We start from the raw sequence: 24559 nt of genomic DNA on the forward strand, positions 1-24559 counted from the left end.
GCGTCTGTGCGATGGGCGGGGCGCCTCCCCTGACCACCGAGCTTGGGTCCGGTCCGACCCGACGGTGCCCACAGCTGCGCCCCGTAGCGTGACCGGCATGCGCAACCTGTACGTCGTCACCCATCCCGAGGCGACGCATCACGTCGACGGCCTCGTCGGCGGCTGGTACGACTCCGCGCTCACGGAACGCGGCCTGGCGGACGCGCGGGCGCTCGCGACCAGGGTCCGCGGTCTCGTCCCCGACGGCGCGACGGTGGAGGTCATCAGCTCCGACCTGCGCCGCACCGCGCAGACCGCGCACGTCATCGGTGCGGTGCTCGGCGTCGAGCCGGTCCTCACGGCCGACCTGCGCGAGCGCTCCTACGGGGAGGCCGAGGGGCGCCCGCAGGCATGGCTGGACGAGTGGTACGTGCCTGCGCCGGCGTCGGGCGACCGGATGACCCACGACCACGGGGTGGCCGGCGCCGAGCGGACGATCGACGTCGCCGGCCGGGTCTACCGGGCGATGGACCAGGTCACCGCCCGCGACTGCGAGCACCAGGTGATCGTCACCCATGGCGGGGCGCTGACCTACGTGATCGCCGCGTGGATCCGGATGCCGCTCGACGCCGTCGGGCACGTCGCGTTCCGGGCGACCAGCGGGGGCCTCACCCACCTGCGCGAGCACCCCCGTTTCCGCAGCCGTGAGGTGGTCACGCTCAGCAGCGTGTGAGGCGGGGGCGCCGGACTCGCGCGCTCCGGTTCTCAGCTCCCGACCGGCGCGGCCGGGATGCCGCCGTGGCCACCGACCACCTTCATCGTGAACACCGGTCCGAACCAGCGTTGCCGCGAGCTGTCGGTCGCGAGGTCCACCAGGCTCAGGGTGGCGGCGACGCCGTTGGCGATCAGGCGGCGGCAGGGTGAGCGGGGAGCGAGGCGCTCCAGCGCGACGGTGCTCGCGACGGCGGTCGAGTAGCGCAGTCCCGCACGCCTCCAGGATCCTTCGCCCAGCAGCGGCAGCGCGAACGGCTGGACGTGGGCCAGGGCGAAGGTGAGGCGCGAGCGCATGGCCTTCATCGAGTAGCGCTCGCGGGTGGCCGGGAGCTGGAACGCGACGAGCCCACCGACGAGGTCGAAGGCGACGGCGCCGACGAGCGAGCCGCGCAGCCATCCCGATCGTCGTGCGGTCCGAACGCCGACGGCGAGGGCCGAGGCGGTCGCCATGCCCAGTACTGCGGCCGACTCGCCGCGGCCCAGCGGGCCCACCAGCGACGTCCACGCCGAGGCGGGGCGCGTCGTGTCGGCGGGGCGGGTCGAAGCGCGTCGTGCGGGCGAGAACATGGCTGCCTCTCAGGTCGGGATGTCGTGGCCGGCTGTGCGGTGGGAGCGGCTGAGCCGTGCGGCCGTCGCGGACCGGATGCTCAGCGGTGCGGAGCGCGAGGTGCTCCGCCTCGGTCGATTCGGCACGTCGTCGACCCCTGCTCACGAGGCCGTCGATGAGGAGCCCCAGGACGATGCCGAGCGTGACTGCGACGGCGGCGTCGAGCAAGCGATATTCGTCGGACCGGTGGCCGGCGAAGGTCCCGATGCCGAGGCGCACGCCCGTCCTCCGGCGACCAGCCGGTTACACGTTCTTCGAGACGATGGACCCGGGGCATGTTCTCGAGACACCACCCATGCTCCCGACGCGAGCAGCGGGGAGGGGAGTGGGTCAGGCGGTCAGTCGCGGGTCAGCAACTGGTCGATCTCCTCGGCCGTCGGCGAGGTCGCCGGGCCGCGGCGGGTGACCGCGATGCCGGCCGCGACGTTGGCCCGCCGCACCGCCTCCGCGAGCGGCACGCCGGCGGCGAGGTCCGCGCACAGCACGCCGGTGTGGGCGTCACCGGCACCGTTGGTGTCCACCGCCTCGACGTCGATGCCCGGCACGTGTACCGCAGCCTCTCCCGGCCGGGCGACCCAGCAGCCGCCCGCCCCGACGCGCACGAGTACCACCGCCTCGAGCTCCCGGCTCAGGGCGGCGGCGAGCTCGTCCGCACCGACGCTCGCCACGTCAGTGCCCGCCGCACCGGCGCCCGCAGCGTCCTCGGGCACATCCGCAGGATTCCGCTCTCCCGCGCCGTCCCGCTCACGGAGCACCCGCCCCGCGAGGATGTCGGCCTCGCGCTCGTTGACCGACCACAGCGTCGCCGCGCCGCGCACCGCCGCCAGCGCCTCGCCCGCCACCTCACCGATGACCGGCGAGGCGTCGACGACGACCTGCGCCGCCTCCGCCATCATCGGCAGCGCCCGGGCAAGCATCGCGGCGTTGTCGGGGTGCAGGAGCGAGTAGCCGCTGACGTAGACGACGTCGCCCGGCCCCACCGGCACGCCGTCGAGTGCGTCCACCGCGACGTGTCCCTCCGCGCCGAGTGTGGAGACGAAGGTGCGCTCGGCGTCGTCGTCGACCAGGGCCACGCAGAAGCCGGAGTCCATCCCGGGACGGGCGGCCAGGAGCACCTCGATCCCCTCTGCGGCCAGCGCCTCGCGCACCCGGTCGCCGAACGGCCCGGTGCCGTGCCCTCCCGCGTAGAGCACCTCGGCGCCCTCGCGTCGGGCGGCGGCCATGACGTTGAAGCCGCCGCCCACCTCGAGCGCGTGCTCGGAGGCGAAGACGTCCTCGCCGGCGGCCGGCACGCGGCCGACCTGCATGACGACGTCGACGATCGCCTGCCCGGTGTGGATCACCCGTCCGGTGGTCCCGGTCGAGCGAGCGGCCCCGGCTGCCCCGGCCGCGTCGACCGCCCCGGCCGCCCCGAGTCTTCCGTCAACCCCGCGGCTCACCGCCCCACCGCCGACGGGTCGCGCCGGCCGGCCGTCGCCCCGCCGAGCACCGCGTACAGCCCCGCGGCCACGACGAAGGTCGCCACCCAGGCGAGCCCGTTGGACCCGATCCAGGTCTTGGCCAGCGCGCCGGTGAACCACACCTCCTCGGAGCTCACGCGCGCCGTCGTGAACAGGAAGCCGACGACGATCGCCGCCGCCCACGCGAGCGTCGAGCGCCACTCGACGCCCCCGCGGTACCAGTAGCCCGACGTCTTGCCCAGGTCCAACAGCGAGTCGCCGTGGTAGGTGCGGCGCCCGATCATGTCGACGACGAACACGCCCACCCACGCCGTGATCGGCACCGCGAGCAGCGAGATGAAGGTGATGAACGGCCCGTAGAAGCTCTCCGAGATCAGCATGAAGTAGATGGCGCCGACGGTGGTGACCACGACGTCGAGGATGACGGCGTTGACCCGCTTGATGCGGATGCCGAGGGTGAGGGTGGTCAGGCCCGCGGAGTACACGGACAGGTGGTTGGACAGCAGCAGGCCGCCGAAGGCGGTGACGAGGTAGGGGATGGCCACCCAGGCCGGCAGCACCGAGCGGACCGCGGCGACGGGGTCGCCGGCGCTCGCGAGACCGGAGTCGCCGGCGCCGAGGATCGCGCCGAGGCCGATGATGACGACCAGCGGGATGCCGGCGCCCGCGGAGGCCGACAGCACGAGGTGACCGGCCTTCGCGCGCGGGGACTGGTAGCGGGCCATGTCCGCGCCGGCGTTGGCCCAGCCGATGCCGGTGCCCGCGGCGATGGTGCCGATGCCGATGACGACCGCGGAGGCCGGGCCGGCCGGTGCGGCCAGCACCGCGTCCCAGTCGACGGTGGTCACCAGGTAGGCGGCGACGAACAGGTTGAGCGCCCCGAAGATCCAGGTCGCCCACTTCTGCACGAGCACGAGGAAGGCGTGGCCCATGCCGGACACCGCGACGGTGCAGGCCACGAAGATGCCGATGCACACCAGCGCCAGCACCGGGGTGTCCTTCGCGTTGGGGTTGGTGCCGAGCAGCAGCGTGGACAGCGAGAGCAGCGCGAACGCGCCGGTCGTGGTGTTGACCGTCTCCCAGCCGAGCCGGGAGGCCAGCGAGACCAGCGTGGGCCCGACGTTGCCGCGCACCCCGAAGATCGCCCGCGACAGCGTGAGGCTCGGCGCCCCGCCGCGGCGACCCGCGATGGAGATGACGCCGACGATCGCGAAGGAGCCGAACGCGCCCAGCGCGGCGGCGAGCAGCGCCTGCCAGACGTTCATCCCCAGCGCCACGAGCGTGACGCCCAGCGGGATGCCGAGGATCGAGAGGTTGGCGGCGAACCACACCCAGAACAGCTCGAGCGGGTTGCCCTTCTGCTCCTCGACGGGGACCGGCTCGATGCCGCGCTGCTCGTACTTCGACAGGATCGCTGCCTGGGCCTGCTCGGTCGTGGTCTGCGGTGACTCGTCACGGGAGGTCATTGCTCACCCTTCGTCGGATGCGTGGCGGTTCGGGTCGTGCGCGGCGCGCAGCGCCAGGAGCTCGTCGGCGACCGACGGCAGGTCCAGGCCCGAGACCTCGGCGACCTGCTGGACCGCGTGGGCGGGGAAGGCGGCGTCGCCGTGCACGGCCCCGAGGATCGCCCCGGCCATCGCGGCCACGGTGTCGGTGTCGCCGCCGATGCTCGCCGCCAGGCACAGCCCGTCGTAGGGCTCCTCGCGGAAGTGGGCGGCGATGACCAGCGCGCTGACCACCGACTCCTGCGAGGCCACCGACGTGCCGACCACCCGTTCGAGGAAGTCGGCGAGCTGGGCGGCGGTCATCGTCCGGGCCTCGTGCAGGGCCCAGTCGGCCCGCTCGGGCACCGACGCCCCGGCCACCCAGCGGCCCAGCCGTTCGGCGCGGGTGGCGAGCGCGACCCCGACGTCGAGCGCGGCGTCGACGTCGGCGCCGTCGAGCGCGGCCGAGACCGCCCCGGCGACGGCGGCCGCCCCGGCCAGCCCGAGCCCGGTGTTGTGCGTGACCAGGCTGAGCTCGTGGACGGCGGTGAGCAGGGCGCCGGGGTCGGTCGAGGGCACCGCGACGGCCACCGGCGTGATGCGCATGGCCGCCCCGTTGGTGGTCCCGCCCGAGCCGGCCTCGGCGGGGTCGGTGCCCGCGGCGATGGCCCGGATCGCGGCCGAGGTCGAGGGACCGAGCAGGTCGAGCGAGCCCTTCTCCCGCATGGTCTGCTCCCAGGCCATGAGCGCGTCGGCAAAGGCGCGCGGGTCGACCCGACCACCGCCGTCGACGAGGAGCCGGGCGACCAGCAGGGTCTGCTCGGTGTCGTCGGTGACGGCGCCGGCGGGCATCCCCGGCGCGATCGGCTGGTCGGCGGGGGCGTCGACGAGCCCGGTGATCGGCCCGGTCTCGCGGGCGATCCGCTCCCGGGACATCGACTGGGTGGGCATCCCGAGCGCGTCGCCGAGCGCGAGGCCGGTGAGCGCGCCGAGGGCGCGGTGCTGCAGCGTGGTCATGCGGGGGTGTCTCCGAACGTCAGGTGCAGGCTGAAGTGGGCCGGGTCGAGGTAGGACACGACGTGCTCGACGACGTCGCCGGCCGCGGTGAAGGACAGCCGGGTGGTGTGCAGCACGACGGTGCCGGGGGCGTGCGCGAGGTGCGCGGCGACGTCGGGGGAGGTGGGCAGGGCGAGGGCGTCCTGCGTGCCGTGGTGGGCGACGAGCCCGGCCGCGCGCAGGGTCGCGGTGAGCGAGCCGTCGACGAGCCCGGTGCTGGGCAGGTCGCGCAGCGTTCCGGTCGCGGGGACGGTGGCGCGCTCGTAGGAGATCGGCCTCCCGCCCAGGAGGCGGCGCCGGGCGAGCACGACGACGTCGCGGCCACGCAGCTCGGCGGGCAGCTCCGGGGCGGGGTCGGCCGGGGGCTGCGCACCGGCGGAGGGGGCACCGGTGATGGACGCGCTGGTGGCCGTGCCGGTGTCAGTGTCCGTCTCTGTGCCAGTGCCGTTGGCCGGGACGAGGCGCAGGTCGAGAAGCTCGGTCTCGACGTCGGCGCCGGTGCCGGTCAGTGCGGCGGTCCAGCCGGCGTGGGCGTCGAGCGGGCGACCGTCGAAGGTGACGAAGGAGCCCAGCCCCGCGCGGGTGGCGATGAGGTCGCGGCGCTGGAGCTCGGCCAGGGCCTGCCGGACGGTGCCGCGCGAGACGCCGAACTCCGCGGCGATCGCCGACTCGCTCTCGAGGCGCTCGCCGGTACGCAGCGCGCCGGCGTTGATGCGCTCGGTGAGGGTGGCGACGATGCGTTCGCGGCGCGTCATCGCGGCGGGGTGCCGGGGCATGCGGAACATGTTCATACCTGTCCACTCGGCCCGTCAACCCCCGCCCGTGGGGAGTCCCCACCACCGCGACGAGTGAGCGGAGTTCTGCCCGACGAGTGAGCAGGACATGGTCGCCGTCCGCGTCGTGCGACCCTCCGCCGGGCTGCCCCGCTCGCTCATCGACACATTGGGTCGTGCCTCGAGACGATGGACCGGCAGTCCATGCTCTCGACACACGACCCATTGCCTCACGGAGGATTGGACGGACGGACGCGGTGGCGGATGTGGCGCCGACCAGCTCAGCCTGTCGGCTCCGTCCGCTCGAACAGGCCCGGGTAGGTGACGACGAGCTCGGCGTCGTCGATGGTGACGGTGCGCCGGAAGTCGGAGTCGGAGTCGCGCGAATCGTAGAGGTAGTCCCGCTCGCCGGTGCGGGTGTAGCGCTGAGGGTCGGTCGTCACCTCGAGCTCGGGCACGGTGACGTAGGCGGTGACGATGTCGGCGCTCTCGCCCACCGCGAGACCCTGGCGACGCACGGGCAGAGTGTTGCTCAGTGGAGATACGGCGAGGTCGACCTCGCGAGCCTCGCCCAGGTCGGGGCGGGCTGCGTCGTCGACCGTCCAGCCGCCGTCGGGCGAGAGGGAGACCGCGAGCGTGCGGCCCGCGGTCGTGACGGTGAGCTCGCGGAACTGCCAGCCGGCGTCGGCGCGGAGCGTGTAGTCGCACGCGCCCCAGGTGTCCTCGACGACGCCGCGCACGACGACGCCGTCCGGCCCCTCGTTCACGTGGCACCGCTCGGTGCCGGGTGAGGTGAGGCTCCGCCACGCGATCTCGGTCATCCCTCCACGATGGGGACGGGCCGGTGGGGCTGCAAGCGGGGAGCCACGGTGTGCGTGGCGGCCGGTGGGCGCCCGCCCCGCCCACCTGCTTGTGCCCCCTCCGGCGCCGCACCCGACGCCGCGCGCTCGTATGTGCAGAGTCGCGCGGGCCCCGGGGCCCGCCCCGAGCGGCCCCAGGCACCCGGCTAGCATCGGGGCGCGACGACGCGACGCTGTGGAGGCTCCGATGGAGAAGTACTTTGCCGGTATCGACGCCGGGACGACGGGTGCCACCGTCATGATCTTCGACGGGCACGGCAACGTCATGAGCAGCGGGTACTGCGAGTACCGCACCAAGCACCCGCACCCCGGGTGGGTCGACCAGGACATGCACGAGCTGTGGGACGGGATCTGCATCGCCGCGAAGCAGGCCACCAGCCGGTTCCGTGGAGACGTCTCGAACGTCGTGTCGATCGGCGTCTCCTCGCAGCGCGGGTCGTTCGTCCCCGTCGACGAGAGCTGGGAGCCGTTGAGCGATGCCATCGTGTGGTCGGACGGGCGCGCCACCACGGAGACGCAATGGATCAAGGACGAGTTCGGCCACGACGGCTACTGCCGGATCACCGGTCTCAACCCCTCGAGCCTGTGGGTCTACCCCAAGCTCAAGTGGCTGAAGGACCGGCGCCCGGAGATCTACGACCGCACGTGGAAGATCCTCAACGGCCAGGAGTGGCTCCTGCACAAGCTCGGGTCGGCCGAGCTGTTCGCGAACCCGTCGGCGCTCAACTACAACGGGATGTTCGACATCACCACGCTCGACTACTCCGCCGAGCTCTTCGACCGGGCGGGGCTCGACATCGACCTCATGCCGCCGATCGTCCACGACCTGCGCCCCGTGGGTGCCGTGTCGGCGGCCGGCGCAGCGGCCACGGGGTTCGCCGAGGGGACGGTCCTGGCTCCCGGCGGCGGCGACCAGCAGTGCGCGGCGGTCGGCTCCGGCGTCAACAAGGCAGGTATGGCGGAGCTGTCGCTCGGCACGGCGGCCGTCATGGTCGCCCAGCTCGACGAGGCGCCCGACATGGAGGCCAACCTGCACTCGGGCGTCTCCTTCGGCGCGCACGCGATCCCTCACCGTTGGGACATGGAGGGCACCGCCCACGCCGCCGGCGTGGTCCTGCGGTGGTGGCGGGACACGTACGGGCAGCCGGAGAAGACGGCGGCGGAGGCGCTCGACCTCAGCCCGTACGAGATCATCACGCTGCAGGCCTCCCAGGCGCCGGTCGGGTCGGACGGCCTGCTGTTCTTCCCGTTCTTCAACTCGCAGGCCAACCCGCACTTCCACGACAACGCGCGCGGCGGGATGCTCGGGCTGACCCAGATCCACACCCGCAAGCACGCCGCCCGTGCCGTGCTCGAGGGCGTCGTCTTCGAGCTGAGGATGGCGGTCGAGGCGATGGAGGGCGCGCTGGGGCGCCCGTTCGACACGATCCGGCTCTCCGGCGGCGGCGCCAAGTCGCCGTTCTGGACCCAGATGCAGGCGGACATCTACGGGCGCCGGGTGGAACGGCTCAAGGTCTCCGAGTGCGCCGTGCTCGGCGCGGCGATCCTCGGCGGCGTCGGCTCCGGCGAGCTGGCGGACCTGGACTCGGCGATCGACGCGATGGTGCACACGCACGGCTTCGTCGAGCCGGACATGGAGGCCCACGCCGTCTACAGCGACTACTTCGAGGTGTTCGAGAAGGCGTTCCTCGCACTGGTGCGCGCCGACGTCTACAACGACCTCGCCGAGGTCAACAAGCGCCACAGCGGCGAGGACTGAGCGGAGCGGGTCGGCGCCCCGCTCGGGCGGGCGCCGGTCCGTTCGGGTGGCACTCCGGCCCGACGGCGTACGGCTCGACGGCGAACAGCCCGACCGCGGGCGCCGCTCAGTCCAGCAGGGTGATCGCCTTGTCCACGAGCTCCTCGAGGCGGACGACGTCGACCTGGTGTGCCAGGGTGATGATGACGGCCTCCCGGTCGGGGATGATCGCGAGCGACTGCCCGTCAGTCCCGTGGCCGAAGAAGATGCCTCGCCGGTTGCTCAGCCAGAGGCTGGACCCGTAGGCCCAGCGGCGGAAGAGCGGGTTCGTCGGGGTGTCGACGGCGGGCGTGAAGTCGGTGAACTGCTTCATGCGCTCGATCCACGCGGGCGAGACGATGCCCTGCCCGCCATGGAGCAGCACCTCACCGACGGCGAGCAGGTCCCGGGGCGACAGCCACAGTCGCGTGGCGCCCGCGAGGTAGGCGCCGTACCGCTCCCACGTGTAGTCGGTGATGCCGAGCGGCCCGAAGAGCACGCGGTCGGCATAGTTCTGCAGGTCCTCGCCGAGCAGCTCCTGCAGCACGATCGACAGGAGATAGAAACCAGCGTTCGAATAGAGGTAGTGCGTTCCCGGATCGTGCACGATCGGGGCATTGACGATGTAGTCGAGATATTCGGCCGGGTCCATCCCGGCGATATCCCCGCGCATCATGAGAATCTTGTCGAAACCGATCGTGTGGTTGAGCAGGTGCTTGATCTTCACCCGCTCGAGCCTGTCCCGGTTCTCCTCGAGCGTGAGCGTGCACAGCGGTTCGAGGATCGGCCACACCGGCGTGTCCTCGTTGACGTCCTCGCGGCTCTCGACGATCGTTCCCGTGATGATCGCCATGATGGTCTTCGACAGCGACCGGATGTCCGACGGTTCGGTGCGCCCGTCGAAGGCGTGGAAATGTTCGTTCCCGCCCTGCTTCACCAGCAGATAATGCATGTTGAGCGGGTCGCCGTCGCGATCGCGTGCCGACCTGAAAAGTTCGACGAGTCCGTCGAACTGCTGATTGTCCATCGTTTTCATCGCGCTTTCGGGTGAGGGAGCGACCAGCCTAGCACCGGCATTGTGGCGCTTTTCGGCCGGGTCCGCAGGTACCGGCCCCGATGATCGGTGGCGACCCGCCTACGAGGGCTGCGACCCGCCGTCGGGGGAGCGAGCAGCGAGCGCGTGCAGGGAGCCGGCACCGAGCCACTGCTCCGTGTCGAACTCGACGAAGCCGCCGACGTGCTCGAAGCCGAGCCGCTCGGCCAGGGCGATCGCCGCCGCGTTCGCGGCCTGGGTGACGACGAGGACGGATTCGTCGTCGAGGTGCTCGGCCGCGGTGCGGAGCAGGAGCCCGGCGGCCTCGCGCGCCAGTCCGCGCCCCCAGCCCGAGCTGCGCAGCAGGTAGGACAGCTCGAGCTCCTCGCCGTTGCGGGTGACGTGGCCGGGCCGGCGCGCGGGGCGACGCTCGAGATGGATGGTCCCGATCAGCTCGTCGGAGGCGGCGTCGGCCACGACGAAGTCGCCGGACCCGGCCGTCGCCCAGGACACGGAGCGCTCGAGCAGCCGGGTGCGGGCCAGGTCGGCGGAGACCGCGCCGCCGAGGAAGCGCCGCACCTCGGGGTCCGAGCGCAGCTCGACGAGCCCGTCGAGGTCACCGCCGACCGCCTTGCGCAGGACGACGCGGTCGCCGCGCGCCGAGCGGAAGGGCAGGTCGAGGTCGGGCACCGCTCGATTGTGCGCGGCCTCGTGCCGCCGTGCCCACGGTTGACGGGAGTTTCCAGCCCGTGGGCGGGTGGCGCCCGCCACCAGCACCGGCTACCCCCGCCACCACCCACCACTCCCATCGTCAGCACCCGCCACGATCCGCGCCGGACCGTCGGTGTACCGTCCGACGCGGCGCCCTCCCCGACGCCACCGGCCGGCCCGCGCACCGGGCAGGGACGCGACGTCGGGGGACGGCGCGAGCCGCCCCGGGAACGGACCCGGGCGCGGGCAGACGATGCGACGAAGGAGTGGGCATGTCAGACATCAGCACCCGGTTCTCCCTCGAGGGGAAGAAGGTCGTCCTCACGGGCGCGTCGCGGGGCATCGGCGAGGCGATCGCGGAGGTGCTCGCCGAGGCCGGCGCCGACCTCGTGCTCTCGGGCCGCGACGAGGAGGCCCTGCGCGAGACCGCCGCGAAGGTCGAGGCGCGCGGTCGCACGGCGCACCTGGTCCCGGCCGACCTCACCACGGCCGAGGGCGCCCGTGAGCTCGGCCGCCGCTCGCTCGAGCTCCTCGGCAACGTCGACGTCCTCGTCAACAACGCCGGGGTCGCCAAGGTCGCGCCCTACACCGAGCTCTCGCAGGAGGACTGGGACCTCACGCTCGCGGTCAACCTCACCGCCCCGTTCGCGCTCACGCAGGAGATCGCGCCGAGCATGATCGCCCAGGGGCACGGCAAGATCATCAACATCGCCTCGCAGACCGGCGTCATCGCCGCCGACGACCACGCCGCCTACGCCGCCTCCAAGGGCGGGCTCGTCTCTCTGACGAAGGTCCTCGCCGGCGAGCTCGGCCGGTACAACATCCAGGTCAACGCCGTCGCCCCCACCGTCATCCTCACGCCCATGGGCGAGCAGGTGTGGGGCCCGCCGGAGAAGGGCGACCCGATGAAGGCGAAGATCCCGCTGGGCCGCTTCGGCCAGCCCGTCGAGGCCGCGGACATGGTGCTCTACCTCGCGGCCCCGGCGTCGGACTTCGTCACCGGCGCCACCCTCATGCTCGACGGCGGCTACACCGCGATGTGACCGGGCCGGGGCGGGGGAGCATCGACGAGGCAGGCCCCCTTGAGTCCTGCGCGCGCCGGGTGTGCGATGAGGGCATGCCCGACACACCCCGCCCGACGGCGAACCCCGCGCTCGAGGGGCTCGACCTCCTCGTCGACGACTCCGCCTGCGACCCGAACGACCTGGCCCAGTGCGGCGGCGTCGAGGTGACCGCGCCGGGGGACGCCGACTGGGACGCGCTCGTCGAGCGGGCGGTGGCCTCGGGGTGGCCGGGCTTCGAGCTGCTCGGCGGTGCGGCGGCCACCGTCGCGGACGCGGTGCGCGGGAACGTGGCCCGGTTCGGCCAGTCGGTGGGCGACGTCGTGGCCTCGGTCCGTGCCCGCGACGGCCAGGCGGACCGGGTGCGCTCACTGGCCTGGATCGAGTGCGGGTTCGGGCTCGGGACCTCCCTGCTCGCCGAGCGTCTGCCCGACGGCGGCCACCGCTACGACATCGTGCACGTGACCTTCCTGCTCCAGCAGGGTGACCTCACCGCGCCGATCCGGGACGCGGAGCTGATGGAGCTGCTCGGCGTCGAGCCCTGGACCCGCCTCCCGCTCGCCGAGGCCGCCCGACGCGTGCCCGTCGTCGGATAGCCGTGCCCGCCGCAGGATAGCCCCGCACACCCCCCCGCGGACACCCCCGCCGCCCCTCCACCACCGCGTGAGACACTGCCCGGCGTGGCACGCGCGGACGGACGGCTCTCCCACGAGCTCATGCCGGGGGAGAAGGGCCCGCAGGACGCCTGCGGGGTGTTCGGCGTATGGGCCCCCGGCGAGGAGGTCGCGCGACTGACCTACTTCGGCCTGTACGCCCTGCAGCACCGCGGGCAGGAGGCCGCCGGCATCGCCGCATCCGACGGCGAGTCGATCCTCGTCTACAAGGACACCGGGCTCGTCTCCCAGGTCTTCGACGACCAGGCGCTCGAGTCCCTCCAGGGCCATCTCGCCGTCGGGCACACCCGCTACGCGACGGCGGGCGGCCGCTCCTGGCAGAACGCCCAGCCCACGCTGGGCCCCACCGCCACCGGCACCGTGGCGCTCGGCCACAACGGCAACCTCACCAACGTCCGCGAGCTGATGGAGATCGTGCGCGAGCGCTCCGGCGAGGACCTCACCGGCGACCTGGGCAAGGGCTCGTCCACCGACACCTCGATCATCACCCACCTGCTGGGCACCGTGCCGGCGTCGGACGGGGGGCTGACCGACGCCGCGATGGAGATCCTCCCGCTGCTGCGCGGCGCGTTCTCGCTGGCCTTCATGGACGAGCACACGCTCTACGCCGCCCGCGACCCGCACGGCATCCGTCCCCTCGTGCTCGGCCGGCTCGAGCGCGGCTGGGCGGTGGCCTCGGAGACCGCGGCCCTGGACATCGTCGGCGCCACCTACGTGCGCGAGGTCGAGCCCGGCGAGCTCCTCGTCATCGACGAGAGCGGCCTGCGCTCGCAGTACTTCGCCACCCCCGAGCCCAAGGGCTGCATCTTCGAGTACGTCTACCTCGCCCGCCCCGACACCACCATCGCCGGCCGCCCGGTCAACTCCGCGCGCACCGAGATGGGCCGGGTCCTCGCCCGGGAGGCCCCCGCCGAGGCCGACCTCGTCATCCCCACCCCCGACTCCGGCACGCCGGCCGCGATCGGCTACGCGCAGGCCTCGGGCATCCCCTTCGCGCAGGGGCTCGTGAAGAACGCGTACGTGGGGCGGACCTTCATCCAGCCCACGCAGACGATCCGCCAGCTCGGCATCCGCCTCAAGCTCAACCCCATGCGGGAGGTCATCGCGGGCAAGCGCCTGGTCGTCGTCGACGACTCGATCGTGCGCGGCAACACCCAGCGCGCGCTCGTGCGGATGCTGCGCGAGGCCGGTGCCGCGGAGGTGCACGTGCGCATCTCGTCGCCGCCGGTGAAGTGGCCCTGCTACTACGGCATCGACTTCGCCAGCCGCGCCGAGCTCATCGCCAACGGCCTGACGATCGACCAGATCCGCGACTCCGTCGGCGCCGACTCCCTCGGCTACATCTCGGTCGACGGCATGGTCGAGGCCACCAGCGTCCCGGCCGAGCGGTTGTGCACGGCCTGCTTCACCGGCTCCTACCCCGTCCGGCACGAGAACGCCGACCTGACCCCGATGGTGACCGCATGACCCCGACGACGCCGCCCCCCTCCGCAGTCCCCGCCGACGACGGGGGCCTCACCTACGCCTCCGCCGGGGTCGACACCGAGGCGGGGGACCGCGCCGTCGAGCTGATGAAGTCCGCGGTGCGGCGGACGCTGACCCCCGAGGTGGTCGGCGGCGTCGGGGGCTTCGCCGGGCTCGTCGACGCGAGCGCGCTCAAGGACTACGACCGGCCGCTGCTGGCCACCTCCACCGACGGCGTGGGCACGAAGATCGCCATCGCGCGGGCGATGGACGTCCACGACACCATCGGCCAGGACCTCGTGGCCATGGTCGTCGACGACATCGTGGTGGTCGGCGCCCGACCGCTGCTGATGACCGACTACATCGCCTGCGGCAAGGTCGAGCCCACGCGGATCGCGGACATCGTGCGCGGCATCGCGCAGGCCTGCGAGGTCGCCGGCGTGCCGCTGCTCGGCGGGGAGACCGCCGAGCATCCCGGGCTCATGGCACCGGACGAGTACGACGTCGCCGGCGCGGCCACCGGGGTGGTCGAGGCCGAGGCCGTCCTGGGGGCCGAGCGCGTGCGCGCCGGGGACGTCCTGCTGGCCATGTCCTCCTCGGGCCTGCACTCCAACGGGTACTCGCTGGTGCGCCGCGTCGTCGAGCATGCCGGCTGGGGCCTCGAGCGCGAGGTCCCCGAGCTGGGCCGGACCCTGGGCGAGGAGCTGCTCGAGCCGACGGCCCTGTACACGCGGCCCTCGCTCGAGCTGGCCGGCGCGCTCGGGGCGGACCTGCACGCCTTCACGCACGTCACCGGCGGCGGGCTCGCCGCGAACCTCGCCCGCGTGCTGCCGGACTCGCTGGTCGCCGACGTCGACCGGGCCGCCTGGGACGTCCCGCCGATCTTTGGCCTCCTCCAGGGGCTCGGGCGGGTGCCGTGGGACGACCTCGAGGGCACGCTCAACCTCGGCGTCGGCATGGTCGCCGTGCTCGCGGCCGAGCGGCTCGACGAGGCGACGGCGCTGCTGGCCCGCGCCGGGATCGCCTCCCGCGTGATCGGCGAGGTCCGGGCCGACGACGGCACGGTCGCCGACGGCGTGCGCGTGGTCAGCGGCACCAAGGGCGTGGCCGGTGGAGCCGTGCACATGCGTGGGAGCTACCGGCTCGGCTGACGGGCCGGTTGGGCGGCACGTCTGCTTGCCGGTCGTGCCGGCGTGCTGCCTCGGCGAGGACGTCGACGCGACGGTCGCTCCCGGACACGCACGTGGGCGTGCGAGGGCGACCGATCAGGTCACTGGTGGTGCCGAACCGGTCCGAGGCCGACCTTCCTGAGCCCGCGCGGCTCGCACTGCGCGTTGGATGTCAGGAACGGTTGGCGTACTCGTCCCATTCGTCGTCGTCCGTCGCCGGAGTGGTCTCGTACGACCTCAGGCCGTCGGAACCGTCCTCGCGGGTGGCGAGCTCTCGCTCGAGCGCCGCGTAGTCGGTCTCCGGGCTGAAGTACTTCAGCCTCCGAGCAACCTTGGTCTGCTTTGCCTTCTGACGGCCGCGCCCCATGGAGCCGACCCCCTCCAACGTAGGAACCGGGGCAAGCATCGCGAACGATGGGGTCCCGGCTGAGTGGTCATGTATCTGTCGTGGGGCCACCGTACCCCGCGGCGACTCCCGGTGCCCAACCCTTCCGAGGCGTCGTTCGGCACATCCCGGACGGTGCGCGGGGTCCGTCGTCGTCGGGCAGCGAGTGGAGCGCACGGCCCATTCCTCCGATTTGTCGGGACCATCGGCCCAGGCCCGGCGCTGTCTGCGAGGCGACGATGGAGTCCGGACACGGCAGATGCTGACCGGCACGGAGGGCGGAGGGACAGCGATGGACACGACGACGGACGACCTGATGACGCCGGCAGAGGTGGCGGCGCGCTTCCGGGTGGACCCGAAGACGGTGACGCGGTGGTCGAACGCCGGCAAGCTCCGGGCGGTGCGCACGCTCGGCGGGCACCGGCGGTTCCACCGCGCGGAGGTCGAGGAGCTCATGCGCGCCTCGGGCCTGGACCCCCAGGGCTGGGTGGAGCGAGCCGGCTGAGGGGGCGACGCCCACGCCCTGCCACCTCAGCTTTCATCGGGGCTGCCCGCCCCCACCTGTCATCGAGACGATGGGTTGTGTCTCGAGAGCATGCCCTCGGCGCATCGTCTCGATACGCAACCCGATGTCTCGATGCCCTACCGGACCCCGGGCGTCCCGGTCGCTCAGGACGCGGTCAGGGCCAGCGCAGTCGCATGGTCGGTGATGAGGTGGGTAGCAAGCCCGGCCGCCAGTGCGCCCCGAAGAGCTGCGACCTTGTTCTCGCCGTGGGCGACGACGACGCGCGTCGGAATCCCCTGCATCTGTTCGATCGACAGCCCCACGACTCGTCGGTCAAGCATGCTGTCGATCGCGTTACCCGCGGCGTCGAAGAAGCGCCCTGACGAGTCACCGACGGCGCCGCGCGCCGTGAGCTCCGTGCGTTCCGCCGCAGTCACCGCGGACTCGAGGGCGCTCGCGGACCACGTCATGCCGCCGACCCCGGTCAGCAGCGTGTCTGCCTGCGCCGCGCGCTCGAGCCCTGTTCGCACTGCCTCGTCCGACCGGAACACCTCGGCGATCTCGGTGTTCGTCGCCAACAACGGCGCGAGCAAGTTGTATGACGTCGCCCCGGTCTTCAGCGAGATGCGTGCCGCGAGCTCCTCGGGATTGAGCCCGACCGACGGCCCTGCCCAACCGCCGGCAGCGGGCATGACCGAGAGACCGTCGACGTCGAGCGCAGGCATGACGTCGACCGCTGCCCCTACCGTCGACGACAGTCCAAGCGCGAGCAGACGGGACTCGTGCAGCGTCTCGGCAAAGACCTCTGCGGCGAGTATCGCGACCGAGCGCCGGGTTCGCGCCTCGTCCGGAAGCGTGGGGGCGACGAGTGCGCGTACCAGTCCGTAGGTTCCGGTGAGCCGCGCTCCGAGCTCGGGGAACGGGTCCGCGGAACCGTGAATCGTGACCTCGACGATTCCGATGCGTCTCGCCTCGGCGAGCATGCGGGTCACCCGGACGCGTGAGGTGCCGAGCGACTCCGCGATCTCGCGGTGGGTCATGCCGTGGTCGTAATGGAGGCGTGCGACCTCGATGAGAGCCCTGTTGCCAGATCGTGCGGGCATCGCTGATCGACTGCTCCGGGTCTCGGCTGACCGAAGCTCTGGCAGCTGTCGCGGCGAGGTATCCACCGGGAGATCATAAGGTGTACCGTTGTGCATGTAGTGGAACCATGGTGCATGGGTGAATGGTCATCCAACACGGATCAAGGGAGAGACGTCTCATGGTGGAAGCGAAGAAGTACGTCATCGGCGTCGATGGCGGCACGACGGCTGTCAAGGCAGTGGCGTTCGAGCTCGACGGCACCATCGCCCACGCGCACAGCGAGGGCGTGCCGGTCGAGTACGGCAACCGCGGCGAGGCCGAGCAGGACATGGACGCCATCTGGGAAGCCGTCGCGACATGTCTGAGGGGTGTCGTCGCTGAGCTCGGGGAGGACGCGAGGATCGTTGCGGTCGGGCTGACCGGCCAGGGCGACGGGCTGTGGCTCGTCGACGCCGACGGCCGGCCGATCCGCAAGGCGCCCACGTGGCTCGACGGCCGCGCCGCCGATCGCGTCCAGGCGTGGAACGCGGACGGTCGTACCGAGGCGCTGCTGGCGACGACGGGCACCGCCACCTTCCCCGGCCTTGCGCCGGTGCTCCTCGCGGAGCTGCGGGAGGCGGAGCCTGAGACGTTGGGACGAGCCGCGCACCTGCTCTTCTGCAAGGACTGGCTCCGCTACCGGCTGACCGGCGAGATCCTCACCGACTTCACCGAGGCGTCCCGCTCCTTCCTCGACGTGCTCTCGTCCGGCGGGTACTCGACGGAGCTGCCCGAGACGCTCGGGCTCGACGACGCGCTCGGCCTCGTGCCCGAGATCCGGCCCTCCGAGGCGCCCGGCGGCACGGTGACGGCGGAGGCTGCCCGCGCGACCGGACTCCCCGAGGGGACACCGGTCGGGATCGGGATGATCGACGTCGCCGTGACGGGCGCGGGACTCGGCGCGATCGACGACGGCCAGGGATGGCTCATCCTGGGCACCACGGGCTTCGTCGGCACCCTCCTGCCCAGCGCGAAGGACCGCCGGTCGGAGCACTCGATGGTGCTCGCGACGGGCCGCGGTGGCCAGGTCCTCGAGTTCCTCCCGCCGATGACCGGAACGCCCGCGCTCGAGTGGATCCGCACGACCCTTGGGAAGGAGGACCAGGACTGGTCCGCGATCGAGGCGGAGGCGCGGACGGCACCCGTTGGCAGCAACGGGATCATCTACCTCCCCTACGCATCGCCGGGCGGCGAGCGTGCACCGTTCCAGGACACGAACGCCTCGGCGTCGTGGATGGGCATGTCGATCACGACGACGCCCGCCGACATCCTGCGCAGCGTCTACGAAGGAGTGGCGTACTCGCTCGTCGAGTGCATCGACGTCCTCGGGCTGGACACGGACCTCGTGGTCTCCGGTGGCGGATTCCGGTCCGACCTCATGTGCGAGATCATCGCCGACACCACCGGCCTGCGGGTCGTGCGCCAGGACGCTCCGGAGGCAGGTGCACGCGGTGCCGCCGTCCTCGCCCTCGTCGGCTCGGGAGAGGTCGAGGACCTCGAGACCGCGTCGAGGATGCTCGCGACCGACCTGTCGGCGTTCGAGCCGAACACCGACAACAGCGAGACGTACCGCCGCGCGCACGACGTCTACGTCGCCGCGCGCGACGCCGTCCAACCGGTGTGGCCGCGTATGCGCGAGCTGCGCTCGTGACCACCAGCGACCTACGAGGGAGATTCCAGATGAACGTGGACGATGCCGAGATCGACGCGCGGGTGGCCGAGCTGGCCGACGTCGGCGCGACGGCGGTGCAGCAAGGGCTCGCGCTCGCGAGCGGGGGCAACCTCTCCGTGAGGATCGGCGAGGACAGCGACCGCCTCATGCTCATGAGCGGGAAGGGCACATGGCTCAACAGGCTCGACCGGTCGAGCTTCGCCATCATGCGGCTGGACGGGACCGTCGTTGAGGGGGCGACGCCGTCGAGCGAGTGGAAGCTCCACGCGCGCACCTACGAGGCGCGCCCCGACTCGCGGGCGGTGGTGCACGTGCACCCGCAGTACGCGCTGCTGCTCACCGCCCTCGGCAAGGAGATCCGGTTCCTCACGCAGGACCACGCCTTCTACGTCGGCAGCTACGGGTACACGCCCTACTACGTCAACGGGTCCGACGAGCTCGCGGACACCGCGGCCGACCAGGTGCGCGACGGGAGCCACGACGTCGTCGTCCTCGGGAACCACGGGATCTCCGCGCTCGGTGACTCGGTGTCCTCGGCGTTCCGCCGGGCGCTCAACATCGAGGAGGCCGCCACGATGACCTACCGGGCGATCCTGCTCGGCGACACCGACACGGTGTTCCCCGCCGACAAGCTCGCCGAGCTCCACCACCAGTGAAGGGAGGCCAGACATGGTGAAGGTGCTGCTGGCAGGGGACGCGTTCGTCACCCCGGACGTGCTGGCCGAGGCCCTTGGTCGTCACGTGCCGGACGCGGAGACGACGTCGATCGTCAACGACTGGCCGTCGACGGCCGTCGGGCCGATCGGGGAGGTGCAGGAGGCGCAGGGGGACGAGGACGCTCTCATCGACGCGTTGCAGGGCGTCGACGTCTGCTTCACGCACACGTTCCCGTTCACGGAGAAGGTCCTTGCCGCGGCGACCGGGCTCCGGATGGTCACCGTGTGCCGCGGGGGACCCGTCAACGTGAGCGCCGAGGCGGCGGCCCGGCACGGTGTGACCGTCTCGTTCACCCCGGGACGCAACGCCACCGCAACTACGGAGCACACGATCGCCATGCTCATGGCGGCCGTGCGTCAGGTCGCCCAGCGGCACGGCGAGCTGCGGGCCGGTGACTGGCGTGGCGACTACTACCAGTTCGACCAGGTCGGGCCCGAGGTGAAGGGCTCGACGGTCGGGCTCGTGGGGTACGGCGCCATCGGCGCGCGGGTGGCGCACGTGATGCAGGCGATGGGCGCGCGGGTGGTCGTCTACGACCCGTTCGTCGACGCCGGCAGGCTGGCGGCGGGCGTGGAGAAGGTCGACGAGCTGGACGATCTGCTGACGCGGTCGAGCATCCTCACCCTGCACGCCCGCCTCACGCCGGAGAACCAGGGGCTCATCGGGGCGCGTGAGATCGGGCTGCTGCCGGAGGGGGCCGTGCTCGTCAACTGTGCCCGCGGCGGGCTGCTCGACTACGACGCCCTGTGCGACGCGCTGGACTCCGGACACCTGTACGCCGCCGCGTGCGACGTCCTGCCGATGGAGCCGCTGCCCGACGGCCACCGCATCCTCACGACGCCGCGCCTGACGATCACCCCGCACCTCGCCGGCGCCAGCAAGCAGGCCGCCGAGCTGGCGGCAGAGATCGGCGCCCGCGACATCGCGAGGTTCCTCGCCGGGGAGCAGGTCGAGCACCGGATGACCGCGGGCGACTGAAGCGGGCCCCCACTCGGCCCTGCTCCGTTCATCGAGACGATGGGTTGTGTCTCGAGCGCATGCCCTCGGCGCATCGTCTCGAGACACAACCCCATGTCTCGCCGCGAGAGTGGGCCGGCACCGGCGCCCCAGCTCCCCTCGGACATGACGAAGGGCCGGCCCGGCGACTCGTGTCGCCGGGCCGGCCCTCGTGGCTGGTCGGACCTGCCGGTCAGTCCTTCTTGCCGCGGATGGCGGCGATGACGAACACACCCACCACGGCGGCGGCCACGCCGGCCACCGTCAGCGCGCCGGAGTCGCCCTCCTTGACGCCCTTGGCGAAGCCGGTGGCCTTGTCCTTCACGCCGTCGACGGCGTCCTTGGCCCCGGCCTTGGCCGCCTCGACCTGACGCTTGGGATCGAGCTTGTAGGACAGCTCGCCGACGGTCGAGGTCAGCTCGGCGCGCGTGCGCTCGATCTCGGCCTGGATCTCCTCGGCCGACTGCTTCTTCTTCTCCGGCTGCGAGCCGTTCGTGCCAGCGCTCATCGCTGCGCCCCTTCGTCAGAGTCGTTCTTGCCGAGGCCCTGCTTGACGGCCTCGACGTCCTCCTTGAGGCCCTCCTGCGGGGCGACCTCGAACTGCTTGTGCTTGTTGAGCGTCTTGATGCCGACCAGCGCCAGGATGCCCACGACGACGAAGATGCCCACCGTCACGATGAGCGCGGACAGCCAGAGCGGCAGGGCCTCGGCGATGCCCCACGTGGCGGTGAGGAAGACCATCCCCAGGCCGTACAGGGCAAGCACGCCGGCGATCGCGAGGAAGACCGCGCCCTTGGAGATCTTCGAGACCTTCTCGGTGGCCTGCGCCTTGGCGAGGTTGATCTCGCCCTTGACGAGCGTGCTCACCTGCTGCGACATGCGGCTGAAGAGCTCACCGATCGACGGCTCCTCCTGCGGGTTGCTCGAGGCGAACCCGGGCGCCTGGCGCGCTTCCGTCGGGTCGATGCCTTCCTGCGCGGAATGGCTCACCGTGGATCATCTCCTCCGTGTCGCTGCACTGTCGGCGGGGACTGCCGCCGCGTGTGACTCCCGCTCAGCGTAATGGGGCGGAGCGTGCGGCCCCAACCGGGGGCGGATCCATCTTCCGACGTCAGGGCGCAGCCCGCATCCGCTCGACCTTGCGCATAACGACTTTCCGTGCGCGCAACGGTGACACGCTGTCCGCGGCCCACCCGCCCGGCGGCCCACCGACCGCCATCGCACACCCCGCACGACCACCCGCACCACCACTCGCAGCACCGCCTTCCCCAGAGGTCCACCATGCGCACTTCCCGCCCGATCCCGCGCCCGGGGCGACGCCGCCCCACCGGCCTGACCGCCGTCGTCGGGCTGGGTCTGGTGCTCTCGCTCGCGGCGCCGGCCGCGGCGGAGCCCGAGACCCCCTCGGACGACCCCGCACCCGGCACGGTCCCGGGCGACGTCGCCCCCGACGACGTGACCCCCGACGTCGTGGACACCCCCGACGAGCTGCCCGACGACCCGGCCCCCTCCGACGACCCGCTCCTCGAGGGCGAGCTCGTCCCGCAAACGGGCCGGGCCGCCCCGCTGACCTCGGCGCCGCTGGCCACGACCGACGCCCCGCCGGCCGGCAACAGGGGCATCGTCGGCCCGCTGGGCACCGACACCTACGCGCTGACCTCGTACATGGGCGAGCGCTGCATACCGATCATGTACGGCTCGACGAACCACGGCGGTGTGGACTTCGGTGCCGCCTCGGGCACGCCGCTGTACGCGATCGCCGACGGCGTGGTGGTCAACCAGCTCAACGACCCGGTCGCGGGGGAGTGGCTGCTCGTGCGCCACACCATCGACGGCCGCCACGTCTTCGCCAGCTACTCACACACCCTGGATCGCGACCGGTACGTGCGGGTGGGGGACACCGTGCGGCGCGGGCAGCGCATCGCCGACGTCGGCACCACCGGCGTCTCGACCGGCCCCCACCTGCACCTGGAGATCTGGCTGGACGCCTACCTGCGCGGCACCCGCGTCGAGCCGATCTCCTGGTTCGCCGACCGCGGGGTCGACCTGCGTGCGGCGGCGGTGCGCGCGGTGCCGATGACGACGCCGTCGACGTGCCGGTACTACGCCATCGGCTCCACGCCCATCCGCTCGGCGGCCTCCTCCAGCGCCCCGGCGCTGACGACGGTCCCCCACTTCACGCCGATGACGGGCCGGCCCGGCGACAAGACCGGCGACTGGCTGCGCGTCACCGTCAACGGCGTCACCGGCTGGGCGCACGCCTCCGACGTCTCGCCGGTGCGCTCCGGCGAGCCCCAGGGCCGCACGAACGCCGCGACGATCCTGCGCTCCTCGCGGGCGTTCGTCGACGACAACCACCTCGCCTCCCTGTCCAACGGGACGCGCCTCGAGGTCGTCGACGCCCTGGTCGACGGCTGGTACCGGGTCACCGCCGGGTCCCGCTCGGGCTGGCTGCACCACTCGACGGTGACCATCACCGACGGCGTGCGGCACGGCATCGACGAGGGCTTCTTCCTCGCGGACACCTTCACCACGAACGCGACGTCGATCTTCAGCCTCGGCAGCTACTACGACCGCTTCTACGTGGGCGACTGGGACGGCAACGGCACGGACACCATCGCCTTCCGTCGCGAGGGGACGTACCACATCCGGCAGAGCAACACTCCCGGCCACCCGGACGTGACGATCAACTACGGGCGGGGCGGCGACGAGGTCTACGTCGGCGACTGGGACGGCAACGGCACCGACACCCTGGCGGTGCGCCGCGGCAACGAGTTCCACATCCGCAACTCACTGACCTCCGGGCCGGCCGACGTCGTCATCCGCTACGGGCGCGCGGGCGACGAGGTGCTCGTGGGCGACTGGGACGGCGACGGCACCGACACCTTCGCCGTGCGCCGCGGCTCGGACTTCTTCGTCTCGAACACCATGCGCTCCGGCCCGGCCGACGTCGAGCTCTCCTACGGCCGGACCGGCGACGACGTCTACGTGGGCGACTGGGACGGTGACGGCGAGGACTCCTTCGCGGTCCGGCGCGGCAACATGTACTACGTGCGCAACACCATCGACGGCGGCTGGGCCGACACCCAGATCGGCTTCGGCCGGGCGACCGACGAGACCTACGTGGGCGACTGGGACGGCGACGGCAGCGACACCCTGGGCCTGTACCGGTTCTCCTGAGCGCGGCCCGGGCCGGGGCGGTCCGCGCCGGCCGGGTCGGCCCGCGCCCTCCGCGAGGCTGCAAGCCGGCGACGCCCGCGAGCCCGCGCCCGGCGTGAGGCCCGCTCGCCCGGCGTGGCCGCGCGTCCGCAGGCATGACGAAGGGGCCGGATCCTGGTGAGGATCCGGCCCCTTCATGCAGTGGCTCCGACCGGGGTCGATCCGGTGACCTTCCGATTTTCAGTCGGACGCTCTACCAACTGAGCTACAGAGCCCTGCGCCGACGCGCGGCCGTTCGACCGGCTCGACTGCGACCCTGACGGGACTTGAACCCGCGACCTCCGCCGTGACAGGGCGGCGCGCTAACCAACTGCGCTACAGGGCCTTGCTGTGTACTTCTGGTGGTGCTGGTACTGCTGCGCTCGGGACGCACCGGTGAGGGAGCGTACCCCCAACGGGATTCGAACCCGTGCTACCGCCGTGAAAGGGCGGGGTCCTAGGCCGCTAGACGATGGGGGCCGGAGACTCCCGTCGCCCAGGCGTCCTGAGGCCTGGTCAAGCATAGGTGGCTTCCGAGGGTGGTTCCAACCAGATCAGGTGTGCGCTCCGTCATGCCCGCGCCTGAGGGCCACGTCCGGGACAATGGGGTGATGGTCGAGATGAGCGAGCAGGAGTTCGAGGACGCCGTGGCCGACGCCCTGGACCTCGTCCCGCCCGAGCTCGCCGCAGCGATGGACAACGTCGTGGTGCTCGTGGCCGAGGAGGCCACGGCCGAGCAGCTCGACGGCGTCGAGGAGGGCGAGCTGTTCGGCCTCTACGAGGGCACGCCCCTGACCGACCGCGACGACGGATGGGCCGCCGGTTCCCTGCCCGACCGCATCACCATCTTCCGCGGCCCCACCCTGCGCTGGTGCGAGGACGTGGAGGAGGTCGTCGAGGAGGTGGCGGTGACCGTGGTCCACGAGATCGCCCACCACTTCGGCATCTCCGACGAGCGCCTGCACGAGCTCGGCTGGGGCTGACCGGTCGGGCGACGCCACCGGCCCAGGGGCGCAACCGCCCTCGACGGCGCCACCGGCCCCCGACGTCGCACCCGCCCATGGGGGCAGGCCCGACGACGG

At 72.2% G+C, this 24559-nt stretch carries 24 protein-coding genes and 3 tRNA genes; 12 read left to right on the top strand and 15 right to left on the bottom strand.

Annotation, left to right across the window (positions count from 1 at the left end):
* The first annotated feature begins 97 nt into the window (after positions 1-97).
* The gene (locus tag AC3D3D_RS11120; protein WP_463663055.1) at positions 98-712 is read left to right on the top strand and encodes a histidine phosphatase family protein; all 615 of its coding nucleotides are present in this window, start codon (positions 98-100) and stop codon (positions 710-712) included.
* A gap of 32 nt (positions 713-744) precedes the next feature.
* On the opposite strand, the gene AC3D3D_RS11125 is transcribed toward AC3D3D_RS11120, so the two are convergent.
* From AC3D3D_RS11125 to AC3D3D_RS11150, 6 genes are all read right to left on the bottom strand, one after another.
* A complete protein-coding gene (locus tag AC3D3D_RS11125) occupies positions 745-1320 on the bottom strand; it encodes a hypothetical protein (protein ID WP_463663056.1) in 576 nt (191 codons plus the stop codon).
* Positions 1321-1698: 378 nt separating this feature from the next.
* A complete protein-coding gene (locus AC3D3D_RS11130; protein WP_463663057.1) occupies positions 1699-2703 on the bottom strand; it encodes a PfkB family carbohydrate kinase in 1005 nt (334 codons plus the stop codon).
* A 92-nt stretch (positions 2704-2795) separates the two neighbouring features.
* Positions 2796-4286 (bottom strand): purine-cytosine permease family protein, encoded by a 1491-nt coding sequence (locus AC3D3D_RS11135; protein WP_463663058.1) that lies wholly within the window; start codon positions 4284-4286, stop codon positions 2796-2798.
* Positions 4287-4289: 3 nt separating this feature from the next.
* The gene (locus AC3D3D_RS11140; RefSeq protein WP_463663059.1) at positions 4290-5321 is read right to left on the bottom strand and encodes an ADP-ribosylglycohydrolase family protein; all 1032 of its coding nucleotides are present in this window, start codon (positions 5319-5321) and stop codon (positions 4290-4292) included.
* Positions 5318-6136, bottom strand: coding sequence for a GntR family transcriptional regulator (locus AC3D3D_RS11145; RefSeq protein ID WP_463663060.1), 819 nt, complete (start codon positions 6134-6136; stop codon positions 5318-5320). Before AC3D3D_RS11145 ends, AC3D3D_RS11140 begins: the two co-directional genes overlap by 4 nt.
* Positions 6137-6414: 278 nt before the next feature.
* Positions 6415-6954 carry a putative glycolipid-binding domain-containing protein gene (locus tag AC3D3D_RS11150; protein ID WP_463663061.1) on the bottom strand — a complete coding sequence of 180 codons (540 nt, stop codon included), beginning with the start codon at positions 6952-6954 and terminating at the stop codon, positions 6415-6417.
* 226 nt (positions 6955-7180) lie between these two features.
* Here AC3D3D_RS11150 and AC3D3D_RS11155 point away from each other — a divergent pair, with 226 nt between their 5' ends.
* On the top strand, positions 7181-8752 hold the full coding sequence (locus AC3D3D_RS11155; RefSeq protein WP_463663062.1) for an FGGY-family carbohydrate kinase: 1572 nt from the start codon (positions 7181-7183) through the stop codon (positions 8750-8752).
* 106 nt (positions 8753-8858) lie between these two features.
* On the opposite strand, the gene AC3D3D_RS11160 is transcribed toward AC3D3D_RS11155, so the two are convergent.
* Together AC3D3D_RS11160 and AC3D3D_RS11165 are read right to left on the bottom strand one after the other, a co-directional pair.
* A complete protein-coding gene (locus tag AC3D3D_RS11160; RefSeq protein WP_463663063.1) occupies positions 8859-9797 on the bottom strand; it encodes a serine hydrolase domain-containing protein in 939 nt (312 codons plus the stop codon).
* A 108-nt stretch (positions 9798-9905) separates the two neighbouring features.
* Positions 9906-10493: a GNAT family N-acetyltransferase gene (locus AC3D3D_RS11165; protein ID WP_463663064.1), complete on the bottom strand. Its 588-nt coding sequence runs from the start codon at positions 10491-10493 to the stop codon at positions 9906-9908.
* A 293-nt stretch (positions 10494-10786) separates the two neighbouring features.
* Between AC3D3D_RS11165 and AC3D3D_RS11170 the strand changes: the two genes are divergently transcribed.
* From AC3D3D_RS11170 to purM, 4 genes are all read left to right on the top strand, one after another.
* Positions 10787-11557, top strand: a complete 771-nt coding sequence (locus AC3D3D_RS11170) for an SDR family NAD(P)-dependent oxidoreductase (RefSeq protein ID WP_463663065.1) — start codon at positions 10787-10789, stop codon at positions 11555-11557.
* 74 nt (positions 11558-11631) lie between these two features.
* Positions 11632-12171, top strand: a complete 540-nt coding sequence (locus AC3D3D_RS11175; protein WP_463663066.1) for a hypothetical protein — start codon at positions 11632-11634, stop codon at positions 12169-12171.
* Between the two features lie 120 nt (positions 12172-12291).
* On the top strand, positions 12292-13716 hold the full coding sequence (purF, locus tag AC3D3D_RS11180) for an amidophosphoribosyltransferase (RefSeq protein ID WP_463663114.1): 1425 nt from the start codon (positions 12292-12294) through the stop codon (positions 13714-13716).
* Positions 13713-14864, top strand: a complete 1152-nt coding sequence (gene purM / locus AC3D3D_RS11185; RefSeq protein ID WP_463663067.1) for a phosphoribosylformylglycinamidine cyclo-ligase — start codon at positions 13713-13715, stop codon at positions 14862-14864. Before purF ends, purM begins: the two co-directional genes overlap by 4 nt.
* A gap of 190 nt (positions 14865-15054) precedes the next feature.
* On the opposite strand, the gene AC3D3D_RS11190 is transcribed toward purM, so the two are convergent.
* Complete coding sequence (locus tag AC3D3D_RS11190; protein ID WP_463663068.1) at positions 15055-15249, bottom strand: DUF3073 domain-containing protein; 195 nt, start codon at positions 15247-15249, stop codon at positions 15055-15057.
* 310 nt (positions 15250-15559) lie between these two features.
* On the opposite strand from AC3D3D_RS11190, the gene AC3D3D_RS11195 reads away from it, so the two are divergent.
* Positions 15560-15772, top strand: coding sequence for a BldC family transcriptional regulator (locus AC3D3D_RS11195; RefSeq protein ID WP_463663069.1), 213 nt, complete (start codon positions 15560-15562; stop codon positions 15770-15772).
* Positions 15773-15936: 164 nt separating this feature from the next.
* Here AC3D3D_RS11195 and AC3D3D_RS11200 read toward each other — a convergent pair whose 3' ends face one another.
* Positions 15937-16812: a sugar-binding transcriptional regulator gene (locus AC3D3D_RS11200; protein ID WP_463663070.1), complete on the bottom strand. Its 876-nt coding sequence runs from the start codon at positions 16810-16812 to the stop codon at positions 15937-15939.
* A gap of 221 nt (positions 16813-17033) precedes the next feature.
* Here AC3D3D_RS11200 and AC3D3D_RS11205 point away from each other — a divergent pair, with 221 nt between their 5' ends.
* Genes AC3D3D_RS11205 through AC3D3D_RS11215 form a run of 3 tightly spaced genes read left to right on the top strand, consistent with a single transcriptional unit; the run spans position 17034 to position 20261 of the window.
* The gene (locus AC3D3D_RS11205; protein ID WP_463663071.1) at positions 17034-18545 is read left to right on the top strand and encodes an FGGY family carbohydrate kinase; all 1512 of its coding nucleotides are present in this window, start codon (positions 17034-17036) and stop codon (positions 18543-18545) included.
* Positions 18546-18574: 29 nt separating this feature from the next.
* Positions 18575-19222, top strand: a complete 648-nt coding sequence (locus AC3D3D_RS11210; protein WP_463663072.1) for a class II aldolase/adducin family protein — start codon at positions 18575-18577, stop codon at positions 19220-19222.
* Between the two features lie 13 nt (positions 19223-19235).
* Positions 19236-20261: a 2-hydroxyacid dehydrogenase gene (locus AC3D3D_RS11215; protein ID WP_463663073.1), complete on the top strand. Its 1026-nt coding sequence runs from the start codon at positions 19236-19238 to the stop codon at positions 20259-20261.
* 211 nt (positions 20262-20472) lie between these two features.
* Here the strand turns inward: AC3D3D_RS11215 and AC3D3D_RS11220 are convergent, their stop codons facing one another.
* Positions 20473-20787 carry a DUF3618 domain-containing protein gene (locus tag AC3D3D_RS11220; RefSeq protein ID WP_463663074.1) on the bottom strand — a complete coding sequence of 105 codons (315 nt, stop codon included), beginning with the start codon at positions 20785-20787 and terminating at the stop codon, positions 20473-20475.
* On the bottom strand, positions 20784-21269 hold the full coding sequence (locus tag AC3D3D_RS11225; RefSeq protein WP_463663075.1) for a phage holin family protein: 486 nt from the start codon (positions 21267-21269) through the stop codon (positions 20784-20786). The genes AC3D3D_RS11220 and AC3D3D_RS11225 overlap by 4 nt, the downstream gene beginning before the upstream one ends.
* 291 nt (positions 21270-21560) lie before the next feature.
* Between AC3D3D_RS11225 and AC3D3D_RS11230 the strand changes: the two genes are divergently transcribed.
* Positions 21561-23459, top strand: coding sequence for a peptidoglycan DD-metalloendopeptidase family protein (locus tag AC3D3D_RS11230; RefSeq protein ID WP_463663076.1), 1899 nt, complete (start codon positions 21561-21563; stop codon positions 23457-23459).
* Positions 23460-23640: 181 nt separating this feature from the next.
* Here the strand turns inward: AC3D3D_RS11230 and AC3D3D_RS11235 are convergent.
* From AC3D3D_RS11235 to AC3D3D_RS11245, 3 genes are all read right to left on the bottom strand, one after another.
* Positions 23641-23713, bottom strand: a tRNA-Phe gene (locus AC3D3D_RS11235).
* 36 nt (positions 23714-23749) lie between these two features.
* A tRNA-Asp gene (locus AC3D3D_RS11240) sits at positions 23750-23823 on the bottom strand.
* Between the two features lie 61 nt (positions 23824-23884).
* A tRNA-Glu gene (locus tag AC3D3D_RS11245) sits at positions 23885-23957 on the bottom strand.
* Positions 23958-24088: 131 nt separating this feature from the next.
* On the opposite strand from AC3D3D_RS11245, the gene AC3D3D_RS11250 reads away from it, so the two are divergent.
* Entirely contained in the window at positions 24089-24460 is a 372-nt protein-coding gene (locus tag AC3D3D_RS11250) for a metallopeptidase family protein (protein WP_463663077.1), read from the top strand.
* Positions 24461-24559 lie beyond the last annotated feature (99 nt).

This window comes from Georgenia sp. X1117 (genome assembly GCF_057784635.1).